Source organism: Variovorax sp. FG153 (assembly GCF_057809595.1).
Map to the genome: position 1 here is coordinate 1 of NZ_JBMDKG010000063.1, position 21,252 is coordinate 21,252.

Here is a 21,252-nt window from a genome sequence, read left to right on the forward strand (position 1 = left end):
CGGGGCTGGCGGGTTCGCTCAAGACGCTGGTGCTGGGCTTCGCGACCCTGTCGGATGTGCACTGGACCGCCTCGGGCCAGGTGATCCTGATGACGCTGGTGGGCGGGCTGGGCACCTTGTCGGGCCCGCTGGTGGGCTCGGCCGTGGTGGTGCTGCTGGAGAACAAGATCGGCGAGCTGGGCAACCTGCTCGCGCGCATCACCACCATCGACTGGTTCAACACGCTGGGCGAGTCGGTGACCATGGTCACGGGCCTGATCTTCGTGATCTGCGTGCTCGCCTTCCGCAAGGGGATCATGGGCGAGATCATCGCCTTCATCGATCGGCGCAAGGCTCGGTAGAAATCGGGATCGGACAGCCGTACGCAGAGGGCGCGAAGGTTTCGCAAAGGGCGCAAAAGAAAACCTTGAAGGTGGGCTGCTGGCGTGCCACCGTCGCACCTAGAGGTGCCCGCACGGGGCGTAGCCGCCATCAAAGCGCAGCCCACACATTTTCAGGCTGTTCTTTTGCGTCTTTCGCGAAACCTTCGCGCCCTCTGCGTACGGCTGTCCGCTTTCTAGAGCTTCAGCGGCGCCACGTACCCCGTCATCTCCAGGTAGCCGCGCCCCACGCGCCGGCCCTGGCCGTCGAGCAGGTCGCTCAGGCCTTCCCAGTACACGCCGCCGGTGGAGCCGCGGCTGTCGAGCTCCTGGTCGTCGAGCAGCGCGCGCACTTCGAACTCGCCCGCGGGCGTGCGCACGCGCCATTGCACGGGGTAGCGCGCCCGCGTGCGCGGGCTGTTCCACGGGCGGCCGGCCTCGAAGCGCACCTCGTCGGGGCCGAACACGCGCAGCGTGCCGTCGCCCGCGCGAAACGAACCGCCCGACCACAGCGCGCTGCCGTCGGCGCGGCGCAGGTGGAAGGCCGTGAGCGCGCCGCCGTCGTCGAGGTTCATGCCGATCCAGTCCCAGCCCACGGCCTCGGGGTGCAGCAGCGCCTCGCTCCATTCGTGGTCGAGCCAGGCCTTGCCGCGCACCGCGAAGGGCTGGCCGTCGAGCACGATGCGGCCCTGCGCCGCGAGCTGCGGCTCGCTGTAGTAGTAGCTGGCCTGGGCCTCGTCGGGCCCCTTGCGCGAGAGGCCCGCGCGGCCCTGCAGCAGCACCGGCTGGGTGGGCGCGAAGCGCAGCTCGAGCGTGAAGCCGCTGGCGGGAATGCGCGCCGTGTAGCCGTCCGCGCCGCGCAGCAGCGACCAGTCGCGCAAACGCAGCGCGGTGTCGGTTTCGCTGGCCGAGGCTCCGCCCAGGCCCGCGCGCGCGATGCGCTGGTCGTGCCGCAGCGCGCGGCCCTCGAGGTCGGTCACGGCCGCGTGCGCGAACACCAGCTGCTGCGCCGCGAACTTCGAGCGCATGCCCTGCGTCGCGTCGACGCGCGAGCGGAAGAAGGTGACCTGGAAGCCGAAGTCGCGGCCGCCCTCGGCCTGCGCATGGCCCGTGATGTACCACCACTCGGTGCGCAGCTCGGGATGGCTGCCGAAGTCGCGCGGGAACTGCAGCATGCGCGGCGGCAGGGCCCAGGCGGGCGCGAGGCCTGAAGAGGCAGCAAGCGCCGCGAGCAGGAGGTCGCGGCGCGACAGGAGGGCGGGTGGCATGGCCGCACGAGTCTACAAGCGCCCTCGTCACGCGTTGTAACCCGCGCGCGGGCGAAAGCGATTACCGTGGGCCGGCCCATAAAAAGAAGGAGACGAGATCCATGAAGCGCACGCCCCGCCCGCGCCCTGTCGCGCGGCGCATCGCATCCCCCCGTTCCGGTTCCCTCGACCTGCGGCTCGCGCCGCTGGCCGTGCTGCTCGCGCTCGCGGGCTGCGCCTCGGGACCGCCCGCCGAAACACCGCCATCGACGAGTACAGCGCCACGCGCGCCTTCGTCGTTCGCCGTGCCGGGCCTCGAGAAGCCGGCCGAGGTGCTCGTCGACCGCTGGGGCGTGCCGCACCTCTACGCGGGCACGCTCTACGACGCCTTCGTCGCGCAGGGCTTCATCGCGGCGCGCGACCGGCTCTGGCAGATGGACCTGTGGCGCAAGCGCGGCCTCGGCGAGATGGCCAAGGACTTCGGTCCCGCCTGGGTCGAGAGCGACCGCGCCGCGCGCGCCGTGCTCTACCGCGGCGACATGTACCGCGAGTGGCTGGCCTACGGTTCCGACGCCAAGCGCGTGGCCGAGGCCTTCACGGCCGGCGTCAATGCCTACGTGGCGCAGGTACGCGCGCAGCCCGACCTGCTGCCGCAGGAGTTCAAGCTGCTCGGTTACCAGCCCGCGACCTGGTCGCCCGAGGACGTGGTGCGCATCCGCCACCATGGCCTCACGCTCAACCTCACCTCCGAGATCGAACGCGCGCGTGCCTACTGCGCGGGCGGGCCCGGCATCAAGGCCGACTGGCTGCGGCGCGAGCTCGACCCGCCCGTCAACCCGCGCGTGCCGCCCGGGCTCGATCCCTGCACCGTGCCCGCCGCCGAGCTGCGCGCGGCCTATCTGCGCGCCACCGAGGCACCGCAGTTCACCAAGGCCAACACGCCGTTGCCGCAACCGGGCTCCGGACCCGGCAGCTTCGCGGTGTCGCAGGCAGGCGACGAGGCACAGGTCGAGCAGGGTGACCCCACGGCCGCCTACGGCAGCAACAACTGGGTGATCGCGCCCAGGCTCAGCGCCACGGGCCGGCCGATCCTCGCGAACGATCCGCACCGCGCGCACGGCGCGCCGAGCCTGCGCTACATGGCACACCTGAGCGCGCCCGGCATGGATGCGATCGGCGCCGGCGAGCCCTTCCTGCCGGGCCTGTCGATCGGCCACAACGGCACCATCGCCTTCGGCCTCACGCGCTTCTACATGGACCAGGAGGACCTCTACGTCTACCAGCTCAATCCGCGCAATCCCAACGAGTACCGCTACCAGGGCCGCTGGGAGCCGATGGTGCGCGTGACCGAGCGCATCGCGGTGAAAGGCGAGCGCGCGCCGCGCGAGCTGGTCAACACCTTCACGCGCCATGGGCCGGTGCTGCTGTCCGAGCCCGGCAAGCGCCGCGCCTATGCGTTGCGCGCGGCCTGGCTCGAGCCGGGCATGGCGCCGTACTTCGGCTCGATGGACTACATGCGCGCGCAGAACTGGGACCAGTTCCGCGCCGCCATGAACCGCTGGGGCGCGCCCGGCGAGAACCAGGTCTATGCCGACCGCGACGGCAACATCGGCTGGATCCCCGGCGGGCTCACGCCGATCCGCCCGAACTGGGACGGCCTGATGCCGGTGCCGGGCGACGGCCGCTACGAGTGGTCGGGCTTCCGCAATGGCGACGAGCTGCCCTCCGAGTTCAATCCCGCGCGCGGCTATGTGGTGACCGCGAACGAGAACAACATCCCGAGCGAGCACCCGGCCGCGAAGAAGGGCATCGGCTACGAATGGAGCGACGCGGCGCGCGCGCGGCGCCTGAAGGCGCTGTTCGCGGACAAGGTGGCCGCGGGCCAGCGCTTCACGCTCGAGGATTCGCAACGCATGCAGAACGACATCGTCGCCACGCCGGCGCAGCGCCTGCTCAAGCTGCTCGCGGGCCTGGGCAGCAGCGATGCGCAGACCGCGGCCGGCCTCGCGCTGCTGCAGGGCTGGGACGGCACCATGGACCGCGACAGCGCGGCCGCCGCGCTCTACGAGGTGTGGAGCAGCAAGCCGCTGCGCCAGGCCGTGCTCAAGGCCGGCGCGGGCGAGTCGGCCGTGCAGTACGCGCTGCCGGGCGACAACACGCGCATGATCCTGCTGCTCGAGAACCCGTTCGGCTGGGTCAGCAACGCGCAGCGCGATGCGATCCTGGTGCAGACCATCGCGCCCGCCATGCAGGAACTGAGCAACAAGCTCGGCCCCGACCCCGCGGCCTGGAAGTGGGGCGCCTTGCACCGCGCCGAGTTCCGCCATCCGCTCGGCGGCATCGTCGATGCGGCCACGCGCAGGAAGCTCGACGTGGGCGACTGGCCGATGTCGGGCTCGTCCTTCACGCCGATGGCCGCGAGCTATCGCGCGAGCGACTATCGGCTGACCTCGGGTGCGTCCTTCCGCATGGTGCTCGACGTGGGCAACTGGGATGCCTCGCGCGTCATCAACACGCCGGGCCAGTCGGGCAATCCCGACAGTCCCAACTACCGCGACCTCGCGCCACTGTGGCTCGAAGGCAAGTACGTGCCGCTGGTCTACAGCCGCGCGGCCGTGGAAAAGGAAACGGTGGAGCGGATTCGTCTCACGCCCGCGCCATGAAGCTGCATGGCGGCGCCTAGACTGCGTTTTTTTGCTTCGGGCCCGCACCATGACCTTCGACGAACTCCAGCGCCGACTCGCCGAGGTACCGGCGCGCCACAAGGAGGTCTCGGTCATCGCGAGCCTCGACGACGAGCCCGCGCGGCCCAGCGCTCGCTTGCTCGACATCGCGCTGCGGGCCGCCTCGGCCGCGCGCGAGATCGCGCTGACCGTCTACGAGGGCCGTCCCTCGGCCGAACCGCACTGGTTCGACACCTGGCCCGGCGAGCACTACCGCCTGCTCGCCGCGCTGGTGCGCACGCTGAAGCCGATGCGCGTGGTCGAGATCGGCACCTTCACCGGCATGGGCACGCTCGCGCTCGCGCAGGAATTGCCCGCGGGCGGCAGCGTGACCACCTTCGACCTGCATCCCTGGCACGGCTTCGAGCAGACCTGGCTCGCGCCCGCCGACTTCGAGCAAGGCCGCGTGCGCCAGGTGCTGCACGACATCTCCGCGTCCGGTGGCGTCGAGGCGCATCGCGCGCTGTTCGAGGCGGCCGACCTGGTCTTCGTCGACGGACCCAAGGACGGCCACACCGAGGCGCGGATGCTCGATAACCTCGCGACGCTGAACCTGCCCGCGCATGCGCTGGTCGTGTTCGACGACATCCGCGTGATGAACATGGTCGCGACCTGGCGTCGCATCGCGCGGCCCAAGCTCGACCTCACGTCCTTCGGTCACTGGAGCGGTACCGGTCTGATCGACTGGAACGCTTAGCGCAATCGGGTTGCATCGGCCGATCGCGGCGATGCAAATACCCCGAGAGGTCTTCCGTATTCACTTCTCCCATCGCATGCGGCGGCCGTTGCATGTGCGTGACTTTTGGCACTGTTTGCCGCGACTCGCGATGCATACGCTCGGTCCCCTTCGATGCATCGCATGGCATGGCGCGCATCGAAATCCGACGCTGCTGCATTGCAGCCGCACTCATCGATCAGTTGCTACAGAGGGGGAGAACACCCATGAAATTCAAGATTGCAGTGGCCGCCGTGGCGGTCGCGTTGGCCGTTGCCGCGTGCGGCGGCGGCAGCGGAAGCTCCGGCTTCGCGTTCCTGCCGCCCGGTCAGAACGGCGGCGATCCCGGTGATCCGGGTGACCCTGGCGGTCCCGGCACTCCCGTGCGCAAGGACGCAAAGGTCACGGGCCGCGTGACCAACGCCCTCGACGGCGCCGGCATCGCGCAGGTCAAGGTCACGGCCGATGGCATCAGCGCCATGACCGGCGACGACGGTTCCTACGCGCTCGAAGGCATCACCAACGGCAACTCGGTGCTGCTGAGCTACGAGAAGAGCGGCTTCGCACCGCAGAGCCGTGCCACCGCCGCGCTCGCGGCCGCCGAGGCCAGCACCGTCATCAACATCCCGATGCTGCCGGTGGCCTTCAGCGACACCTTCAATCCGGCCCTTGCGCGCGACATCGCGGTGCCGGGCTCGACCGCGATGGTGCGCCTGCCCGCCAACGCGTTGCGCCGCGCCGATGGCAGCGCGCCCACTGGCCAGGCCACCGGCCGCCTCACGCCGATCGCGCCCGCGACCAACGTCAACCTGATGCCCGGCAACTACCTCGCCGCCACCAGCGGCGAACCGGCGGCGATGGAGAGCTTCGGCGCGCTCGATGCCAGCTTCGTCGACGCGGACGGCGCACCGCTGCAACTCGCGCAGGGCGTGAGCGCCACCGTGCGCATCGCGCCTTCGTCGCGCAGCGCCGCGCTGCCGCCGACGGTGCCGCTGTTCTTCTACAACACGAGCACGGGCCTGTGGGTGGAAGAGGGCAGCGCGAGCCTGCAGGGCACCGCGCCCAACCAGTACTACGAAGGCACGGTCACGCACTTCACGACCTGGAACGCCGATCAGGTCTACAACACGGTGCGCGTCAACGGCTGCGTGCAGAACGCGGCCGGCGAGCGCGTCGCGGGTGCGGTCGTGTTGTCGGAAGGCAAGTCGTACAGCGGCGTCGGTTCTGCCGTCACCAATGCCAATGGCGAGTTCTCGGTGCCGGCCAAGCGCAGCAGCGAGGCCTTCGTGGTGGCGAGCAAGAACGCCGAACTCTCCAATGCAGCGAATGCGACGCTGGGCGAGCAGGACATCACGATCGATGGCTGCCTCACGCTGACGGCCTCGGCCATGTCGATCAAGCTGACCTGGGGTGAACGGCCCTTCGACCTCGATTCCCACACGATGGGCGCGAATGTCGGTGAAGAGGTCTACTACGCCAACAAGGGCTCGCTCGCGGCCGCGCCGTTCATCGGCCTCGACGTGGACGACGTGGACAGCTTCGGTCCCGAGTACACGACTTTCGCGAAGCTCGCGCGCAATCGCACCTACCGCTTCTTCGTCTACAACTACTCCGGCACCTACAACCCGGGCCAGACCGGATCGCCCGCGCGCGTGGAACTGAGCAACCGCGGCGCCCAGTCGGTCTTCTCGCCGCCGGCGGGCGAGGTGGCGGACTCGACGCGCTACTGGCACGTCTTCGACCTGCGCACCGACGACAACTGCAACGCCACGGTCGTGCCGGTGCAGAAGTTCCTCGCGGCCAAGCCGCCGGAAGTCAACACCGACGCGAACGCCCAGTACTGCAACTGAGCGGCACGAACGATGGCCGGCGAAAGCCGGTCGTCTTCGGCCGAAGAAGAAAGGGAGCAGGGGGAAAAGGCGCGCAGACAAAGCGCCGGCAGGCACGGGACCGCGGACATCCGCAGGTCGCGTGCCTGCTTTTTTTTGTCCGCGCGAAGCGGCGCCTACCAGTCTTCCTTCACCGCCAGCACCGCATCCTTGCCGGCCGCGGCCCGCCCCGCCATCCACGCGGTGACGGTGCCCGCGGCCACCACGGCCGCGCACAGCGCGAGCAGTCGGCCCCAGGGCAGCAGCAGGTCCATGGTCCAGTGGAAGCTCTGCGGATTGACCACCTTCACCAGCACCACCGACACCGCGAGGCCCAGGCCCAGTCCGGCCACCGCGCCGATGGCGGTCCAGGCGGCGCCTTCGCCGGCCACCACCGCGAGCACCTGCGCGCGCGTGAAGCCCAGGTGCGCGAGCAGGCCGAATTCCTTGCGCCGCGCGAGCACCTGCGCGCTGAAGCTCGCGGCGATGCCGAACAGGCCGATCGCGATCGCCACCGCCTGCAGCCAGTAGGTGACGGCGAAGCTGCGGTCGAAGATGCGCAGCGAGACCGCGCGGATCTGGCCCACGGATGCGATCTCCACTTCCGACCCCCCGCGTTGCGCCGCCAGTGCGCGCACCGCTTCCTGCACCGCGCCTTCCGTGGCGCCGGGCGCGAGCCACAGCGCGATGTCGCTGACATCGCGATCGCCGGTCAGGCGTTCGAAGTCGCGTGCCTCGATCGCGATGGCGCCGAACTGCCGCGCGTAGTCGCGCCACACGCCGGCCACGAAGAAGGTGGCCGGCGCGCCGCCCGCTGCGGGCGCCAGCGCGTTCGACAGCGGTGCGAAGCCGCTGCCGGGCCTGGCGCCGTAGAGCTCGACCATCGGCTCGCTCACGTAGATGCCGATCTGCCCCTCGGGCACCGGCAATGCGCGGCCCACCAGCGGCAGCGCCTGCGCCACGCCGCCTTCGAGGTGGCGCGAGATCAGCGTCACCGCGGGCTGCGCCGTGTCGAGCTGCAGCGAGCGCGTGCGCAGCGTGCCGCTGCGTTCCACGCCGGGCAGCCGCGACAGCGCCTGCACGAGCTCGGGCGCGAAGGTCGCGGTGTCGGTGCTGCTCTCGGCGCCGCTGTTGCCGCCGCGTCCGCTCGAGGTGGCGCGCACATAGAGGTCGGCCGGCAGCACGATGTCGAGCCATTGCGTGACCGAGTCGCGGAAGCTCGCGACCATCACCGTGAGCGCGACCGCGAGACTGAGGCTCGCGACCACGCCGCTGACCGCCACCGCCGCGGTGCCGCGCATGCGGCGCGCGCGCTCGATCGCCAGCATCGGCAGCACGCGGCGCGACAGCAGCGGCGCGAGGCGGTCGTAGAGCAGCGCGATCAGCCACGGCAGCGCGGTGATGCCGCCGACCAGCAGGCAGGCCACCGACAGGTAGGCCGCCACCGGCACGCCGCGGATCGCGGGCAGGTTGGCGAGCGCCGCGCCCAGCGCGATCAGGCCCAGCGCCAGCCAGTGGCTGCGGCCCTGCGCGGGCGGCGCGCCCAGGCCCTTGAGCGTCTGCGCCTCGGGCAGCGCCTGCGCCGCGCGCGCGGGCCACCAGCCGCCCACCAGCGCGGCCGCCACGCCGAGCGCGCCATAGAGCAGGGCCGCGCCGCCGCTCCAGTGCAGCGTGGGCGCCACGCCCTCGAAGTAGCCGCCGCCGAGGTCGCCGCCGAGCACGCGCAGCGCGACATCGGCCAGCGCGGTGCCGAGCGCGAGCCCGGCCACGCTGCCGATCAGCCCGAGCACCAGCGATTCGGCCAGCACCAGCCGCAGCCGCTGGCGTGGCGTGAGGCCCAGCACGCCGAGCAGCGCGAACTGCTGCGCGCGCTTGGCGACGCTGAGCGCGAGCACCGAGAACACCAGGAAGGCGCCGGTGAACAGCGCCACCAGCGCCAGCACCGTGAGGTTGACGCGGTAGGCGCGCGAGAGATTGCTCACGCGCTCGGCCGAATCGCCGGGCTCGGCGAACTGCAGGCCGGCGGGCCAGCCGGGCGTGGCCTGCAGCGCCGCGATGAACGCCGCGTGGTCGGTGCCCGCGGCCAGCCGCAGGTCGATGCGGCTGAGCTGGCCGAGCCGGCCGAAGCGTTCCTGCGCCGTGGCGATGTCCATCACCGCGATCGCGCCGCCGCCGGCCGCCACGTGGCCGGCCACGCGCAGCCGCTGCCAGTCGGCGCCGCTGCGCAGCCGCACGTTCTCCTCGGCGCCGGCCGGCGCCTGCGCGGGCAGGCCGAGCGCACTGCGCGCGGCGGCGTTGAGGAACACCAGGTCGGGCGCGAACAGCGCGAAGCGTTCGGCATTCGCATCGGGCTGCGGCATCAGCGCGGGCGCGATCGCGGGCAGTGCGAGCGCGTCGACGCCTATCGCGCGCAGCGGCACCTGACGCTCTTCGCCTCCGGGCGCCGGAGCGACCAGCGCGAGCGCCTGGAACTCGAGCACCGGACTCGCGAGCGTCACCTGCGGCTGGCGTGCCAGCGTCTCGAACACCGCCTCGTCGAAGCCGCCCTGCGGCGCTCGCAGCTCGAGGTCGGGCTGGCCGTTGACCGAGCGCACCGCGCTCGAAAACTCGTCGAGCGCCGAGGCGTTGATGAGTTGCACCGAGAACGCGAGCGCCACGCCCAGCATCACGGCCAGCACCGCCGCCGCGTTGCGCCAGGGGTGGTGTCGCAGTTCCTGCCAGGAGAAGGTGGTGAGCAATGCACGCATGGGGCGATTGTGGCGGGGCGGGGCAAGGCCTTCGTGGCGTGGCACCATCCGGGCCTGTGTCCCTGATCGAGGAATCGACGATGCGGCTTTTCTCCCGCGGTCCGCGCTGCGGCGCCCCTGCCTCGCTGCGGCGCCTGGCGCTGCTGTCCGTGTTGTCGATGGTGCTGGTCGCCCCGGCCGTCGCGCAGTCGCCGCCCGGCGCGGCGCTCTCGCTCGCGAGCGATCCGGCCCTGATCGCGCGCACCGCGCTCGGCAGCGAGCGCGGCACCGTGGTGGTGGGACTGCTGCGCGGCGGCAAGGCCAGCTACGGCGCGGCCTACAACCCCGAGCCGCCCGCGCCGCGCGCGCTCTCGGCCGAGAGCGCCGAGCAGCCGATGTTCGAGATCGGCTCGGTCACCAAGGTCTTCACCGGCCTGCTGCTCGCGCAGGCGGTGGAGCGCGGCGACATGAAGCTCGACGACAACCTCGGCCAGCTGATGGCCGGCAAGATCAAGGCGCCGCTGTCGCCGGCGGTGGCCTCGGTCACGCTGCGTCAGCTGGTGACCCACACCGGCTGCATGCCGGTGATGGCCGACGGCGTGACCGGCGGCCCGGCGCTGGCCTCGCAGATGCGCGCCTTCGAACGCCAGGAGCTCTACGACGCGCTGCCGCGCATCAAGCTGCTGGGCGCCGCGCCGCCCTGCGCGGGCGCATACAGCAACTACGGCATGGCGCTGGTCGGCCTGCTGGTGGCCGACCGCTACCACACGACCTGGAGCGAACTGGTGCGCGCGCGCATCACCGAGCCGCTGGGCATGAACGACACCGTGATCCTGCTCGGCGACAAGGCCTCGCGCATGGCGCCGGCCTTCGCGGGCGACCGGCGCCAGTCGCTGCTCGACATGAAGGCCTATGCGCCGATCGCGGCGCTGCGTTCGACCGCGGCCGACATGATGGTCTTCAGCCGCGCCATCCTTGCCGGCGCCAGCGGCCCGTTCGGACCGGCCGCCGTGCGCCTGCTCACGCCGCTCGCCAGCTACGAGGGCGCCGAGATCGCCTATGCGGTGATGGTGCGCGGCACCGAGGGCGCTCGCCGCACCTACTACCACGCGGGCGTCACCGAGGGCTACCGCACCCTGTGGATGCTCGCGCCCGACACCGGCGAGGCCATGATCCTCCTGAGCAGCAACACGCGCGCGCCGCTGCAGCGCGTGATGCTGGCGATCGGCAAGAGCCGCTATCCGGCGCCCACGGTCGAGGTGCCGGTCGATGCCGACAAGTTGGCCGAGTACCGCGGCGAGTACCGCGTCACCCCCTCCAAGTCGCTGGACTTCACGGTACGCGGCGGCCGCCTGCTGGTGCGCGAGAGCGGCCGTGGCTACAACCCGCTCAAGCCGATCGGCACCGACCGCTTCACGGTGGGCGAGATCGGCGCGCAGATCGTGTTCCAGCGCGAGGGCGGGCAGGTGGTGGGCGTGACGCTGTCGCAGGGCGGCGCGCAGGTCGCCGGGCGGCGCGTGCGCGAAACCGCGCTGGTGGACTAAGGGCGCTCGGCGGCGTCGAGCAACTGCTCGATCCACGCCGCGCGTATCGCGCCCGGCACGCGCGTTCCGTCGCCGAAGATCAGCGTGGGCGTGCCGCTCACGTCGTAGCGCCTGCCGAGCGCCGCGTTGCGCTGCAGCGGCGAGGCATCGCAACGGCCCGCGGGCGCGCCGGGGTCGATGCCCTTCTCGATCCATTGCTCCCAGTTGCGGGCCGGCCGGGCGCTGCAGAGGATGTTGCGTGCCTTGGCCACCGATTCCTCGCCGAGCACCGGGTAGAGGAAGACATGGACGGTGACGTTGCCGATCGCCTTCAGGTCCTTGTCGACGCGCTGGCAGTGGCCGCAGCGCGGATCGGAGAACACCGCGATGCGGCGCTTGCCATTGCCGTGGACCAGCGTGATCGCGTCCTGCAGCGGCAGTTGGTCGAACCGGAAGCCCTCGAGCTTCTTGAAGCGGCCCGCGACATCGTCGCGCCGGGCCTGGGCATGGACCATGGTGGCGGTGGCACCCCAGGTGCAGGTGGCGAGCAGAAGGCGGCGGCGGAGGTTCATCGAGACGGTCCCTGACATCGTTGTGAGCGTGAATGCGGTTCGGGCAAGCGGCGAAGGTTCCCCGACCGCGCGCGCATCAATGCACTGCATCGTGCAGGGTGCGCACTTCGTCCGCGGCATGGCGCGGCCACAGCGCGAGACCGCCCGCGAGGCTCCAGGCCTGCGCATGGCCGAGGCGGCGCAGCGCGCGCGCCGCCTGCGCGCTGCGGTTGCCGCTGCGGCAGAAGAACAGGATCGGCGTTTCGCCCGGCAGCGCCAGCCAGTCGGGCAGGGCGTTGAGCAGCCGCGAGAGCGGCACGGCCTGGCGCCGCGCGGCATCGAGCACGCCGGGCTGGCCGAGCCGCTGCTCGTAGGGCTCGCGCACGTCGACCAGCAGCAGGCCCGGATGCTTGCGCAGCAGCGCGGCCGAGGCCTCGGGCGACAGCTCGGGCGTGCCGCTGCCGGCGCAGCGGTCGACCCGCGCGCCGCAGGCCATGGTCCGGTATTCGGTGAGCCCGAGGTCGCGCTCGAGCGCCGCCTTCGCGCTCGCGAAACCCTCCGCGTCGAGGTGGCCGTCGAGCACGTCGTCGAGCAGCGGCTGGGCCATGCGCTCGGTGACCAGCGTGCTCGCGAAGCGGTCGTCGTAGTCGTGGCCCGGCAGCAGCAGCGTGTCGGGCTTGAGGGCGCGCTGCAGCTTCAGCAGCGACGGGCCGAAGGCCAGCGGCCGGCTCTGCGCGAAATCGCTGCGGCCCAGCGCGCCGGGCATCACGGTGTCGCCGACGAAGGCCAGGCGCAGCCCCTTGGCATCGCGCAGCAGGTAGACGGTGGAGTCGGCGGTGTGGCCCGGCACGGCCAGCCGCGTGAGGCGCAGCGCGCCGAGCGCGATCTGCGTCGCGCCTTCGGGCCAGCCGAGCGCATCCACCGCGCCCGCCTCCAGCTGACGCGCCGGCACGGCGGCGCGCAGTTCGGGCCCCGAGGAGGCATGGTCGCCATGGCTGTGGGTGTCGAGCACGGCCGCCAGCGTGTAGCCGTGGCAGCCCAGCCACTGGGTCAGCTGCGCGTTCAGTTCGGGCAGCGGGTCGATGACCACGCAGCGCCGGCTCTGGTCATCGGCCAGCAGGTAGCAGCAGGCGCCGTCCACCACGAAGCGGGTCAGGCGCTCGGGTGGCTGCGCCTGGTTCTGCGGCACCGGGCCCAGGCAGCTCTGGCGCAGCGACTCGCCGCAGGCGCGGATGCGCGCGCAGGCCTCGTCGATGAAGGCATCGTCGCTGGCAGGACCGAAGGACAGCCGCACCGCCGACGCGGTCTGCCAGGCGGGCAGACCCATCGCCTCGAGCACGTAGCTGGGCCGGGCCTTCGAGGCACCGCAGGCCGAGCCGCCGCTCACGCGCATGTCGGCCGCGTCGAACAGGTCCAGCAGCAGCTTGGAGCTCAGGCCCGGCACCGAGAAGTTCAGCGTGGTCGGCAGACACAGCGCGCTCGGCGCATTGAAGACCAGGCCCGGGAAGGCCTCGGCCAGCGCGGCGGCCAGGCGGTCGCGGCAGGCCGCGAGCGCGTCGGCGCGGCGGAAGGTGAAGCCTTCCTCCAACGCGCCCAGCACCGCGCCGAGCGCGGCGATGCCCGACATGTTCTCGGTGCCCGAGCGCAGCGAATCCTCCTGGCCGCCGCCGGCCATCAGCGGCGTGAAGGGCGCGCCCTCGCGCACGTAGAGCAGGCCGATGCCCTTGGGCGCATAGAGCTTGTGGCCCGAGAAGGGCGCGTAGTCGATCGGTCGCTCGCCCAGGCGCAGCGGCAGCTTGCCGAGCGCCTGCACGCTGTCGACCATCCACAGCGCCGGGCTGCAGACCAGCGCGGCCGCGATGCCGTCGAGGTCGCTGACCACGCCGGTCTCGTTGTTGGCGGCCATGGTGCAGACCATGCCGGCGCGCGGCGCGTGCGCGCGCAGCCAGTCGAGGTCGTGGCGGCCGTTGCGGCCCACGGGAATCGCCAGCACCTCGAGGTCGAGGCCCAGCAGCGCGTTCCAGTGGCGCAGCGCCTCGGGCACGGCCTTGTGCTCGGTCGCGCCGTAGAGCAGCAGCTCGGGCACGCTCTCGCCGGCCTGGCGCCGCGCGCGCAGCGCGTTCAGGGCCGACAGCACGGCGGTCTGGATGCCCTCGGTCGCGCCGCTGAGGAACAAGAGCCGCCCCGTCGGCGCGCCGATCGCGCGGCGGGCGCGCTCGCGCACCGCGTCCATCAGCGCCCGGGCCTTGAGGCCGGTGTTGTGGATGCTGCTGGGGTTGCCGAAATCGCCGGCCATGGCGGCCAGCGCGGCCTCGCGGGCCTGGGGCAGAACGGGGGTGGTGGCGTTGGCGTCGAGGTAGATGTCCATGCCTCGATTCTGCGAAGCCGCGACAGGAAAAGGCTTGCGTTGTAGACTCGATTTCCCTGGGTTTTGAGAATCAAATTCTATTTTTCATGGCAAAAATAAAATTGGACGCCATAGACAGGAAGATTCTCGAGCTGCTGCAGCTCGACGCCGGGCGCCAGATCGCAGATCTCGCGAGCCAGGTCGGCCTGTCTCAGACGCCGTGCTGGCGCCGCATCCAGCGGCTCAAGGAAGCCGGCGTGATCACGCGCAACGTGATGCTGGTCGATCCGCGCAAGGTCAACGTGGGCGTGACGGTGTTCGTCGCCGTGCGCACCAGCACCCACACGCAGGCCTGGTTCGATCGCTTCAAGGCCGTGGTCGACGTGATCCCCGAGATCGTCGAGTTCTATCGCATGAGCGGCGAGATCGACTACCTGCTGCGCGTGGTGGTGCCCGACATCGCGGCCTACGACAAGGTCTACAAGCGGCTGATCGCCGACACCGAGCTGTTCGACGTCAGTTCCAGCTTCGCGATGGAGGAGATCAAGTTCACGACCGCGCTGCCGCTGTCGTACGCGCAATAGCGAAGGGATCAGGCCGGGTGGGCGAGCGCGAACAGCGCGCGCGCCATCGCGTCGATCTCGTCGCGCATCGCGAGCGTGGCCAGCCATGGCGCCGGAATGCCCGCCACGCCATGAAACGCGCCCGCGAGCTGGCCGCAGATCGCGGCCGTGGTGTCGGCGTCGTCGCCGAGGTTGGCGGCCGCGAGGATCGCTTCCTCGAAGGAGTCGGCCTGCGCGAAGCACCACAGCGCCGCCTCGAGCGATTCCACGCAATAGCCCGAGCCCTTGATCGCATCGCGCGGCTTGTCGCGCCAGCGGCCGGCCGCGAGCGCGGCCACGCCGGGGCTCGGTGCTTCGCCGATGTCGCGCGGCGCGAGGATCGACGCCTTGTCCTCGCCGCGCAGCGCGGCCTGCAGCTGCAGCGCGAACAGGCGCGAGCAGGCGATGGCCTCGGCCGCGCCGTGCGTGGTGCGCGTGCTGTCGGCGGCAAGCCGCAGCAGCGCGGGCGCATCGGCCACGCCGAACATCGCGACCGGCGCGAGCCGCATCAGCGCGCCGTTGCCGGCGGTGCGCGGATCGGGATCGCCCGCGAAGGGATCGCCGCTCGCGAGGTAGCGCGACAGCGCGTTCGACACCGTGATGCCGATGTCGAAGCAGCGCCCGTTGCTGCTCATGTAGCCCACGCTGCGCCAGTTGCAGTAGCGGTTCATCTGGTCGACGGCATCGAAGCCGCGGCAATGGACCAGGCTGGCCGCGAGGCACAGCGCCATCGAGGTGTCGTCGGTCCATTCGCCGGGCGCGAGGCCGAAGGGCCCGCCGCCCTGCATGCCGGTGACGGGCACGAAGCTGCCGCGCGGGCTGAATTCCACGCGCGTGCCCACGGCATCGCCGCAGGCCAGGCCGAGCAGGGCGCCGCGGAAGCGGTCTTCCATCGAGGTCGTCATGATTTCAACCCGCCCGCAGTTGGTCGCGCACGGCCATCAGCGCGAAGCCCAGCAGGTTCTGGCCGCGCCAGCGCGCCGGCTCGCGCGCGTCGGCATGGCTCGCGGCCATGCCGATGCCCCAGATCGCGTCGTAGGGACTGGCCTCCACCAGCACCTGCTCGCCGGTGCGCAGCAGGAGCTCGCCCATCGCCGCGTGCTGCGAGAACTTCGCGAGGTTGCCCTGCACGACCAGGTCGAAGGCCGCGTGCTTCCAGGCCGCGTCGTCGAAGCCGCGCACCGCGCGGCCCAGCTTCTTGGCCTCGGCCGGCGTGCGCGCGGCGAGCACCTGGCCCAGGACCTCGGTGTCGCCGAAAAGCCGCGCCTTGCCGGCCATCATGAAGTGCTCGGCCGTCGCGTATCGCACGCCCTCGATCTCGAACGGCGCCTCGAACCACTGGCTGAAGCAGCCCTTGCCGGCGCTGCCGTCCTTCTCGGGCTGGTGGCCCCAGAACAGCAGGTAGCGGGGCTCGAAGCCTTGGGCGATGCGGTCGATCAGGGCGGTGCGGGTGTGGCGGTGGACGGTCTCGTCGCTCATCGTGTTTCCTCGTCGGTGGCTTTCTGCAGGCTCCGATCGTCGTCGGGCAGGAGGTCGAGTGGATGCTCCTCGGGTGTCCGCAGTTCAGGGTCCTGGTTGTGTTGTGCATGCGGCCGCTGCGCGTCCACGAAGGCGCGCATGTCGATCACTTCGAGCAGTTCCTCGTGCGCGAAGGCCGCGAGCGTGCGTCCGCGCAGGCCCAACTGGATTGCGCGGCGCCCGAGCTTCGCGCCGTTGGGCGCATGGTCGGGATCCCATTGCAGCCGCACTTCCGAGTGCCTCACGGCGGCCTGCCAGGCATCGCGGTCGGCGAAGCGCGTGGGATCGAAGGTCGAGGGCACGGCCTCGCGCACCACCCGTTCGAAGAACGCGCGTCGCAACCGCAGGCCGAGCGTGATTTCCTGGCCCGGCTTCGTGCCCCAGCCCGAGCGGTACATCATCCAGAGGAAGTTCGGCTTGATCCAGCTCATGCGCGCGAGGCTGAAATCGGGGCCGTCGAGACGGCCGTGCGCGATCGCGTACTCGCCGATCGCGGGCCGGTAGGCCTGGTAGACGACGACCGACCGCGCGTCATGATGAGCGAGGATGACCCGGCCGCTGCGGGGCCAGCGTTCGTGTTGTTCGAGGTGACGCTGCACGGGCAGCGGAGTGGTGCGGATGTCGTTCATTTCTCGTATCCCTTGTTGTTGTTCTGATGGTTGCTCTGTACAACTAATTAAGGGTTGTATAGTACAACTAATCGATATCGAGTCAAGCCATCCGTGTCCACATCCCCGTCCACATTCCACGCGCTGACTTTCCCCCGCCCCCTCGTCACCGTCGACGTGGCGATGTTCACCGTGCTCGACGACGCGCTGCAGGTGCTGCTGGTGCGTCGCCCCGCCGACAGCGCCGAGCCCCATCCGGGACGCTGGGCGCTGCCGGGCGGCTTCGTGAACGTCGACGAGGACGCCACGCTGCTGGACTGCGCGCTGCGCAAGCTGCGCGAGAAGACCGGCGTGGTCACGCCCTACCTCGAGCAGCTCGGCAGCTGGGGCGGGGCGAAGCGCGATCCGCGCGGCTGGTCGGCCACGCATTGCTTCTATGCGCTGATCCCGGCGCAGGCGATGCAGCTGCGCGGCGGCGCCAACGCGGCCGAGGTGGCGTGGTTCGAGGTCGAGGCGGCGCTGCGCAAGCGGCTGGCCTTCGACCATGGCGAGCTGCTCGCGGCGGCGGTGGCGCGGCTGCGCAGCAAGGTCGAATACACCTCGCTGCCGGCCTTCCTGCTCGAGGAGCCGTTCACGCTGCCGGCGCTGCAGCACACCTATGAGGTCGTGCTCGGGCGCCCGGTCGACAAGAGCGCGTTCCGCAAGCGCATGCTCGACGGCGGCTTCATGGAGGAGGCCGGCATGCTCGCGGGCGGGGCGGGGCGCCCGGCGATGCGCTACCGGCTGCGCGACCGTTCGCGGGCGGCGCTGTTCCCGCGCACCTTCAATGCCCGGCCCGACGCGGGCTGAGCGCGCCGCGCCTCACAGGCGCAGCATCATCGCCCCGAGGTAGGTGCGCACCGCCGCGCTGCTCGCGAGGCCGATCGCGCGCTCGTAGGCCTGGCGCGCCGCGGCGCGCGCGCCGCCGGCCGCCAGCAGGTGCGCGCGCGCGGCCCAGAAGGGCTGGTAGTTCGCGACCTCGTCGGGCGGGATCGCATCGAGCGTGCGCAGGCCGGCGTCGGGTCCGCGCGCGTTGGCGAGCGCGCAGGCCAGGCTCACCTGCGCGCCGATGCTGGGCCGCAGCGCGAGCAGGCCTTCGTAGAGCGACACCAGCGCCTCGGGCGGCACCGGCGCGCCGACGCGGCGCTCGCAGTGCGCCGACTGGATCGCGGCCTCGAGCTGGTAGGCGCCCAGGCGCTGCATGGCCGAGGCGCGGCGCAGGCAGGCCTCGGCCTCGGCGAGCAGGTCGGGATTCCAGCGCGCCGGATCCTGCTGGTCGAGCGGCACGTAGGCCCCGCTGTCGCTGCGGCGCGCCTCGGCGCGGCTCTCGCAGAACAGCATCAGCGCGAGCAGGCCCAGCGGCTCGGGCTCCTCGGGCATCAGCGCGCAGAGGATGCGGCCGAGGTCGATGGCCTCGGTGGTGAGGCCGTCGGGCCGCGCATCGGCGCCGTCGACGTCGTCCCAGCCGGTGCCGTAGGCGGCATAGATGCCGTCGAGCACGTCCTGCAGCCGCTGCGGCAGCTCGCGAGCCTGCGGGTACTCGAAGGGGATGCGCGCGTTGCGGATGCGTGTCTTGGCGCGCACCAGCCGCTGGCTCAAGGTGGCGGGCGAGGTGAGGAAGGCGCCGGCCATGCGCGCGGCATCGAGGCCCAGCACGGTCTGCAGCATCAGCGGCGTGCGCGCGGCGGCGTCGATGGCCGGATGGGCGCAGACGAAGAACAGGCGCAGCCGGTCGTCGGGCACGGCATGGCCCTCGGCCTCGGCGGTGTCCATCTCGCCGGCCAGCAGCAGCAGGGTCTGGGTGGCGTCGTCCTGCACGCGGGTGTGGCGCCAGGCGTCGAGCCGGCGGTTGCGCGCGACGCTCAGCAGCCAGGCGTCGGGACGCTCGGGCACGCCATCGGCGGGCCAGCGCTCGAGCGCGCGCGCGAAGGCATCGGCCAGCGCGTCCTCGGAGCCGGCGATGTCGTGCGTGCGTGCCGAGAGGATCGCGAGCAGCCGGCCATAGGACTGGCGGGCCGCTCGCTCGGCAGCCTCGCGGGCGGCCGTGTCGTTCATGGCGCGTGCCCCGGCGGCCTCAACCGCCCTGGGCGCTGGCGGTGAAGGCCGGACGGACTTCCACGCCGCCGGTGGCGGCGCAGGGCGCGCGCGCGGCCCATTCGAGCGCGGCGTCGAGGTCGGGCACGTCGATCACGAAGTAGCCGCCGAGCTGCTCCTTGGTGTCGGCGAAGGGGCCGTCCTGCACCTGGCGCCTGTCGCCGCGGATGCGCAGGGTGGTGCCGGTCATCGGCGGCATCAGGCCGTGGCCGCCGAGCGCGAGGCCCGACTGGCGCACCGCGTCGGCATAGGCCACCCAGCTCGCGCGCCGGGCCTGGGCGGACGCATCGTCGCGCTGCTCGAATTCGGCAGGCGTCTGATAGAACAAAAGCATGTACTGCATGGTGCAACTCCGTCGTGAAAAGCGGATCGAGCAAGATCGCTCACACCAATGACGGCTGGCTGACCGGCATTTCGACAGCGAGTTGCATATTCTTTTACGACGCGGCCGGCAGCGCAATGGCGGTCGCCCCGACCTTCAGCCTGGCGCTGGCCGGCCGGGCCGGTCGCCCGAGGCAGAATCGACCGATGCCGATGACACGCGACGACAACCTGCGCCGGGCGCACGAACTGCTGGACTGGAACCGGAAGAACCTGCGCGCCGACACCGCGCTCACGCAGGCGCTGATCGCCGAACGCTTCGCGCCACGCTTCGTGGTTGAGGCCAACGGCCGCCGCCACGATGCCGACCACGACAACTACCTGGCGTTCCTGAACGGCTTTCGCGCCACGATCGCGCGCATCGACTACCGCGTGAGCCACGCGGTGGCGGACGAGGAGTCGGTGGTGCTCGCGATGCGCGCGCGCGTCGAGCGGACCGCGGGCGCGGTCGACCACTTCGACGCGATGCTGCTGCTGCGCTTCGATGCGCTCGGCAAGGTCGTGCTGTGGCACGAGGTCTACCTGCCGGTGGCGGACGCGGGCTGAGCCGCGCCGTCGTGATGTGGGTCGGGTTCAGGCCGCCCGGGCCTGTTCCTTCGGCGCGAACATCGCCTCGAGTTCGCTGCGCAGCTTGAAGGCGTGGGTGCCGGTGTCCATCGCCACGTCGGCCCAGGTCAGGCTCTGGCCCTTGCGCACCGGGCGCACCAGCTTGATGCCGTGCGCCAGCCCCAGCGGCAGGCCGCCGATGCGCAGCGAGCGCTCGGCCGGCAGCAGCTTGCCCCAGACCGTGTAGCCGCCTTCGCCGTCGAGCAGCTCGCCGGGCGCGAGGTCGCGCTTGGCGGTGGCGACCACGTCGGCGTTCCAGCAGGTGGCCACGCCCGTGGGTTCGCCGCGCAGCGCCACGCTCGCGACCGACAGGCCGACCTCGAGCCCGATCAGGTGCCAGCGCTTGTAGAGCGTGAAGTAGCGCCCGCTCGGGTCGGTGTGGGCGTTGTATTCCTCGAAGCAGTTCTTGATGTAGTCGGTCTCGGCCTCGACCGTGACCCACACGCCCATGCGGATGTCGTAGGGGATCCTGCGGCCGTCGGCCTCGAGCGAGGAGACCACCTCGACCATGCCCTTGCGCTCGAGCACGCCGCCCTCGCTGCGCGGGCGGGTCACGAACGGGATGTCCTCCACGCTGGCCGGCGGATAGAGCAGGCCGTCGGAGGGCACGCCCAGCCCGGTGGCATTGGCCACGGCCGAGCTCTCGATCGAGGGCTTGGAGCCGTCGAGGAAGCTGTTGAACATCTTCGGGTTGAGCCCGCCGCGCCGCGCCTGCTCGGGCGTGAGGCCGTAGTTGCTCCAGACGGTCTCGGGCGTGGATTCGCTGAAGTGCGGCAGCCACTTGTGGCCGCGCCCGGCCGCCACCACCGGAAAGCCGCAGGTGCGGGCCCAGTCCACCAGGTCGCAGATCAGCGCGGGCTGGTCGCCGAAGGCCAGCGAATAGACCACGCCCGCCTGCTGCGCGCGGCGCGCCAGCAGCGGGCCGCAGAAGGCATCGGCCTCGACCGTCACGTTGACCACGTGCTTGCCGTGCGCGAAGGCGTCGAGGCAGTGGTCGACCGCGGCCACGGGATTGCCGGTGCACTCGACCACGATGTCGATCGAAGGCTCGCGCGTCACGGCCTGCCAGTCCTCAGTGATCCAGGTGGCGCCGGACTTCAGCGCTTCCTGCACCGACGTTGCGTTGGCGCGCGCGGCCTCCCAGCCCACGCGCTCGAGGTTGACGCGCGCGGCCGCGGGCGAGAGGTCGGCGATCGCGACCAGCTGCACACCCGGCGTGCGCGGGATCTGCGCGAGGTACATCGAACCGAACTTGCCGGCGCCGATCAGGCCGATGCGGATCGGGCGGCCTTCGGCGGCGCGCTGCTGGAGTTTCTGGTGGAGGCTCATGGAAGGGGTCTTGTCT

General features: G+C 71.4%; 17 protein-coding genes and 1 pseudogene. 8 read left to right on the forward strand and 10 right to left on the reverse strand.

The window, feature by feature from the left end; all coding sequences use genetic code 11:
* Positions 1–341, forward strand: a pseudogene (locus ACODT0_RS38230) (branched-chain amino acid ABC transporter permease); the annotation flags it as partial.
* A 215-nt stretch (positions 342–556) separates the two neighbouring features.
* On the opposite strand, the gene ACODT0_RS38235 reads toward ACODT0_RS38230, so the two are convergent.
* Positions 557–1,627: a lipocalin-like domain-containing protein gene (locus ACODT0_RS38235; protein WP_489043681.1), complete on the reverse strand. Its 1,071-nt coding sequence runs from the start codon at positions 1,625–1,627 to the stop codon at positions 557–559.
* A 101-nt stretch (positions 1,628–1,728) separates the two neighbouring features.
* Between ACODT0_RS38235 and ACODT0_RS38240 the strand changes: the two genes are divergently transcribed.
* The 3 genes from ACODT0_RS38240 (at position 1,729) to ACODT0_RS38250 (ending at position 6,894) form a co-directional block, all read left to right on the forward strand.
* The gene (locus tag ACODT0_RS38240) at positions 1,729–4,269 is read left to right on the forward strand and encodes a penicillin acylase family protein (RefSeq protein WP_489043682.1); all 2,541 of its coding nucleotides are present in this window, start codon (positions 1,729–1,731) and stop codon (positions 4,267–4,269) included.
* Positions 4,270–4,318: 49 nt separating this feature from the next.
* Complete coding sequence (locus ACODT0_RS38245) at positions 4,319–5,026, forward strand: O-methyltransferase (protein ID WP_422096510.1); 708 nt, start codon at positions 4,319–4,321, stop codon at positions 5,024–5,026.
* 245 nt (positions 5,027–5,271) lie between these two features.
* Complete coding sequence (locus ACODT0_RS38250; protein ID WP_479670324.1) at positions 5,272–6,894, forward strand: carboxypeptidase regulatory-like domain-containing protein; 1,623 nt, start codon at positions 5,272–5,274, stop codon at positions 6,892–6,894.
* Positions 6,895–7,049: 155 nt separating this feature from the next.
* Here ACODT0_RS38250 and ACODT0_RS38255 read toward each other — a convergent pair whose 3' ends face one another.
* Positions 7,050–9,659: an FtsX-like permease family protein gene (locus ACODT0_RS38255; RefSeq protein ID WP_489043683.1), complete on the reverse strand. Its 2,610-nt coding sequence runs from the start codon at positions 9,657–9,659 to the stop codon at positions 7,050–7,052.
* An 80-nt stretch (positions 9,660–9,739) separates the two neighbouring features.
* On the opposite strand from ACODT0_RS38255, the gene ACODT0_RS38260 reads away from it, so the two are divergent.
* The gene (locus tag ACODT0_RS38260) at positions 9,740–11,182 is read left to right on the forward strand and encodes a serine hydrolase (RefSeq protein ID WP_489043684.1); all 1,443 of its coding nucleotides are present in this window, start codon (positions 9,740–9,742) and stop codon (positions 11,180–11,182) included.
* Here ACODT0_RS38260 and ACODT0_RS38265 read toward each other — a convergent pair.
* Together ACODT0_RS38265 and ACODT0_RS38270 are read right to left on the reverse strand one after the other, a co-directional pair.
* Positions 11,179–11,733, reverse strand: a complete 555-nt coding sequence (locus ACODT0_RS38265; RefSeq protein ID WP_057597099.1) for a DsbC family protein — start codon at positions 11,731–11,733, stop codon at positions 11,179–11,181. The genes ACODT0_RS38260 and ACODT0_RS38265 overlap by 4 nt on opposite strands.
* A gap of 76 nt (positions 11,734–11,809) precedes the next feature.
* Positions 11,810–14,080, reverse strand: a complete 2,271-nt coding sequence (locus tag ACODT0_RS38270; protein WP_489043685.1) for an aminotransferase class V-fold PLP-dependent enzyme — start codon at positions 14,078–14,080, stop codon at positions 11,810–11,812.
* Positions 14,081–14,181: 101 nt separating this feature from the next.
* On the opposite strand from ACODT0_RS38270, the gene ACODT0_RS38275 reads away from it, so the two are divergent.
* Positions 14,182–14,643 (forward strand): Lrp/AsnC family transcriptional regulator, encoded by a 462-nt coding sequence (locus ACODT0_RS38275; RefSeq protein ID WP_422096515.1) that lies wholly within the window; start codon positions 14,182–14,184, stop codon positions 14,641–14,643.
* An 8-nt stretch (positions 14,644–14,651) separates the two neighbouring features.
* Here ACODT0_RS38275 and ACODT0_RS38280 read toward each other — a convergent pair whose 3' ends face one another.
* The 3 genes from ACODT0_RS38280 to ACODT0_RS38290 are packed head-to-tail and all read right to left on the reverse strand — an operon-like array spanning position 14,652 to position 16,808.
* Positions 14,652–15,566, reverse strand: coding sequence for an ADP-ribosylglycohydrolase family protein (locus tag ACODT0_RS38280; RefSeq protein ID WP_489043686.1), 915 nt, complete (start codon positions 15,564–15,566; stop codon positions 14,652–14,654).
* Between the two features lie 4 nt (positions 15,567–15,570).
* Positions 15,571–16,140 (reverse strand): riboflavin biosynthesis intermediates N-glycosidase, encoded by a 570-nt coding sequence (gene ybiA, locus ACODT0_RS38285; protein ID WP_489043687.1) that lies wholly within the window; start codon positions 16,138–16,140, stop codon positions 15,571–15,573.
* Complete coding sequence (locus ACODT0_RS38290) at positions 16,137–16,808, reverse strand: DUF4291 domain-containing protein (RefSeq protein WP_489043688.1); 672 nt, start codon at positions 16,806–16,808, stop codon at positions 16,137–16,139. Before ACODT0_RS38290 ends, ybiA begins: the two co-directional genes overlap by 4 nt.
* A gap of 162 nt (positions 16,809–16,970) precedes the next feature.
* Between ACODT0_RS38290 and ACODT0_RS38295 the strand changes: the two genes are divergently transcribed.
* Positions 16,971–17,636: an NUDIX hydrolase gene (locus ACODT0_RS38295; RefSeq protein WP_489043699.1), complete on the forward strand. Its 666-nt coding sequence runs from the start codon at positions 16,971–16,973 to the stop codon at positions 17,634–17,636.
* Positions 17,637–17,648: 12 nt separating this feature from the next.
* Here ACODT0_RS38295 and ACODT0_RS38300 read toward each other — a convergent pair whose 3' ends face one another.
* Positions 17,649–18,881, reverse strand: a complete 1,233-nt coding sequence (locus ACODT0_RS38300) for an RNA polymerase sigma factor (RefSeq protein ID WP_413762954.1) — start codon at positions 18,879–18,881, stop codon at positions 17,649–17,651.
* A gap of 19 nt (positions 18,882–18,900) precedes the next feature.
* Positions 18,901–19,263 (reverse strand): YciI family protein, encoded by a 363-nt coding sequence (locus ACODT0_RS38305; protein ID WP_057596857.1) that lies wholly within the window; start codon positions 19,261–19,263, stop codon positions 18,901–18,903.
* Between the two features lie 185 nt (positions 19,264–19,448).
* On the opposite strand from ACODT0_RS38305, the gene ACODT0_RS38310 reads away from it, so the two are divergent.
* Positions 19,449–19,847, forward strand: a complete 399-nt coding sequence (locus tag ACODT0_RS38310) for a nuclear transport factor 2 family protein (RefSeq protein WP_057596856.1) — start codon at positions 19,449–19,451, stop codon at positions 19,845–19,847.
* A 27-nt stretch (positions 19,848–19,874) separates the two neighbouring features.
* On the opposite strand, the gene ACODT0_RS38315 is transcribed toward ACODT0_RS38310, so the two are convergent.
* Entirely contained in the window at positions 19,875–21,236 is a 1,362-nt protein-coding gene (locus ACODT0_RS38315; RefSeq protein WP_489043689.1) for an NAD(P)H-dependent oxidoreductase, read from the reverse strand.
* Positions 21,237–21,252 lie beyond the last annotated feature (16 nt).

What these genes read in the sequence shown, in the direction of transcription:
- ACODT0_RS38240 (WP_489043682.1), top strand. Translation starts at nt 1,729, where the DNA reads ATGAAGCGCACGCCCCGCCCGCGCCCTGTCGCGCGGCGCATCGCATCC.
- ACODT0_RS38245 (WP_422096510.1), top strand. Translation starts at nt 4,319, where the DNA reads ATGACCTTCGACGAACTCCAGCGCCGACTCGCCGAGGTACCGGCGCGC.
- ACODT0_RS38315 (WP_489043689.1), bottom strand. Translation starts at nt 21,236, where the DNA reads ATGAGCCTCCACCAGAAACTCCAGCAGCGCGCCGCCGAAGGCCGCCCG.
- ybiA (WP_489043687.1), bottom strand. Translation starts at nt 16,140, where the DNA reads ATGAGCGACGAGACCGTCCACCGCCACACCCGCACCGCCCTGATCGAC.
- ACODT0_RS38270 (WP_489043685.1), bottom strand. Translation starts at nt 14,080, where the DNA reads ATGGACATCTACCTCGACGCCAACGCCACCACCCCCGTTCTGCCCCAG.
- ACODT0_RS38260 (WP_489043684.1), top strand. Translation starts at nt 9,740, where the DNA reads ATGCGGCTTTTCTCCCGCGGTCCGCGCTGCGGCGCCCCTGCCTCGCTG.
- ACODT0_RS38250 (WP_479670324.1), top strand. Translation starts at nt 5,272, where the DNA reads ATGAAATTCAAGATTGCAGTGGCCGCCGTGGCGGTCGCGTTGGCCGTT.
- ACODT0_RS38255 (WP_489043683.1), bottom strand. Translation starts at nt 9,659, where the DNA reads ATGCGTGCATTGCTCACCACCTTCTCCTGGCAGGAACTGCGACACCAC.
- ACODT0_RS38300 (WP_413762954.1), bottom strand. Translation starts at nt 18,881, where the DNA reads ATGAACGACACGGCCGCCCGCGAGGCTGCCGAGCGAGCGGCCCGCCAG.
- ACODT0_RS38295 (WP_489043699.1), top strand. Translation starts at nt 16,971, where the DNA reads ATGTTCACCGTGCTCGACGACGCGCTGCAGGTGCTGCTGGTGCGTCGC.
- ACODT0_RS38265 (WP_057597099.1), bottom strand. Translation starts at nt 11,733, where the DNA reads ATGAACCTCCGCCGCCGCCTTCTGCTCGCCACCTGCACCTGGGGTGCC.
- ACODT0_RS38235 (WP_489043681.1), bottom strand. Translation starts at nt 1,627, where the DNA reads ATGCCACCCGCCCTCCTGTCGCGCCGCGACCTCCTGCTCGCGGCGCTT.
- ACODT0_RS38305 (WP_057596857.1), bottom strand. Translation starts at nt 19,263, where the DNA reads ATGCAGTACATGCTTTTGTTCTATCAGACGCCTGCCGAATTCGAGCAG.
- ACODT0_RS38280 (WP_489043686.1), bottom strand. Translation starts at nt 15,566, where the DNA reads ATGACGACCTCGATGGAAGACCGCTTCCGCGGCGCCCTGCTCGGCCTG.
- ACODT0_RS38290 (WP_489043688.1), bottom strand. Translation starts at nt 16,808, where the DNA reads ATGAACGACATCCGCACCACTCCGCTGCCCGTGCAGCGTCACCTCGAA.
- ACODT0_RS38310 (WP_057596856.1), top strand. Translation starts at nt 19,449, where the DNA reads ATGCCGATGACACGCGACGACAACCTGCGCCGGGCGCACGAACTGCTG.